At 71.1% G+C, this 1,693-nt stretch carries 3 protein-coding genes; 2 read left to right on the forward strand and 1 reads right to left on the reverse strand.

What is annotated here, in order from left to right:
- Positions 1-325: hypothetical protein (locus ACE3O8_RS10240; RefSeq protein WP_374389408.1), on the reverse strand; the 325-nt coding region annotated here is incomplete at its 3' end.
- A 174-nt stretch (positions 326-499) separates the two neighbouring features.
- Here ACE3O8_RS10240 and sseA point away from each other — a divergent pair.
- Positions 500-1,339, forward strand: coding sequence for a 3-mercaptopyruvate sulfurtransferase (gene sseA / locus ACE3O8_RS10245; RefSeq protein ID WP_374389409.1), 840 nt, complete (start codon positions 500-502; stop codon positions 1,337-1,339).
- Positions 1,340-1,405: 66 nt separating this feature from the next.
- A partial coding sequence (locus ACE3O8_RS10250) for a PLP-dependent transferase (RefSeq protein ID WP_374389411.1) occupies positions 1,406-1,693 on the forward strand: 288 nt, incomplete at its 3' end.

The raw sequence follows: 1,693 nt of genomic DNA on the forward strand, positions 1-1,693 counted from the left end.
CACACCCCCTGTCCACAAGATCCGCGCCCGCGCGGGTCACACAGGCCTCGCCGCCATCGGGCAGCTCCACCAGCAGCGCCTGCGCCGCGAAGGGCGGCGCCAGCAACGCTTCGGCAGCCGCTGCCGGCGGCATCCCCCGGTCGCCGCCGCGCAGGCGCATCCACAGCGCTTCCGCCCGGTTCGGCAGGCGCCGTTCGATTCCGGCGGGGGCCAGCCCGCCCCCCGCAGACGGCGCGGCCGGGAATCCGTGGGCCGCGCCCAGCCGCCGCGCGGCCCAGGGGTTCGGCAGGCCCTTGGCCTTTTCCTTTGTGGCGGTTGCATCCATCACCGGCCCTTCACGGCCGTTCGCGCCGCAAGTTGAGGCCGCCCCCCGTGCCGCCCCCCCGTGCCGCCCTTCGTGCGGCTTGTCGCGGCCATCGGGGGCCGGTAAAGGCGCGGAACATCCCGACCGGCAGGCCCGGCCGGGCAACATTGGCCCATGGGGATCTTGGGGGACTGAATGGACGCGATTGTCAGCGCCGAGTGGCTGAAGGGCGAACTGGAAAAGAGCGACGTGCGCGTCGTCGATGCAAGCCTGTTCCTGCCGGAACATGGCCGCAACGCCCGCGCCGAGTTCGAGGCCGCGCATATTCCCGGCGCTGTCTTCCTGGATCTGGAGGAAGTGGCCGACGCGTCGTCGGGCCTGCCCTTCATGCTGCCGAAGCCGGAAAAATTCGCCTCCCGCGCGCAGGCGATGGGCCTGGGTGATGGCTCGCGCATCATCGTCTATGACAATTCGCCCCTGAAGTCCGCCGCCCGCGCCTGGTGGATGTTCCATGTGTTCGGCGCCCATCAGGTGGCCGTGCTCGATGGCGGGCTGGATGCCTGGAAGGCCGCCGGCGGCGCGCTGGAAAGCGGCAAGCCGGTCGTGCGCCACCGCCATTTCACCGTGTGGGCCGATTTCTCCGGCGTCCGCGATCTGGATGCCATGCGCGAAAATCTGAAGTCCGGCGCGGCGCAGGTCGTCGATGCCCGCTCCGCCGCCCGTTTCGCCGGCAGCGAGCCGGAAGCGCGACCGGGCGTCCGCCCCGGCCACATGCCCGGCGCGAAGAGCCTGCCGCACACCAGCCTCTACAACGCCGACGGCACGCTGAAGGACGCCGCAGGGCTGAAGGCCGCCTTTGCCACCGCCGGCGTCGATCCGGAAAAGCCGCTGATCGCCACCTGCGGTTCGGGCATCACCGCCGCCAGCATCGTGCTGGCCGCCACCGTGCTGGGCGCCAAGACCCCGGCGCTGTACGACGGCAGCTGGGCGGAATGGGGCGCGCAGGCCGATACGCCGGTCGTGACGGGCGCGTGAGCGACTGCACAAATCGAAACGTGACGGGCGCGTGAGCGACTGCACAAATAGAATCGTTACGGGCGCTTGAGCGGGCCGGACAAGCCCGAAACCTGGGCCTCGGCCGCCGGGCGGCGGCCGGAATGGACGCAGAATCGCGAAGGCACGGGCGGGATCGTGAACCCGCCCGTCTGGCGCGCGTCCACAATCCTCTATCCCAGCATCGCCGACATGGATGCAGCCAATCTCGCGCAGGACGAGACGCTCTTCTATGGCCGCAAGGGCACCCCCACCACCTGGGCCCTGCGCGAGGCGCTGACCGGCCTCGAACCCGGCGCGGCCGGCACCATGCTCTATCCCTCGGGCGTGGCGGCG

The sequence above is a fragment of the Sandaracinobacter sp. genome, from assembly GCF_041909755.1.
Taxonomy (GTDB): Bacteria; Pseudomonadota; Alphaproteobacteria; order Sphingomonadales; family Sphingomonadaceae; genus Sandaracinobacteroides.

What these genes read in the sequence shown, in the direction of transcription:
- sseA (WP_374389409.1), top strand. Translation starts at nt 500, where the DNA reads ATGGACGCGATTGTCAGCGCCGAGTGGCTGAAGGGCGAACTGGAAAAG.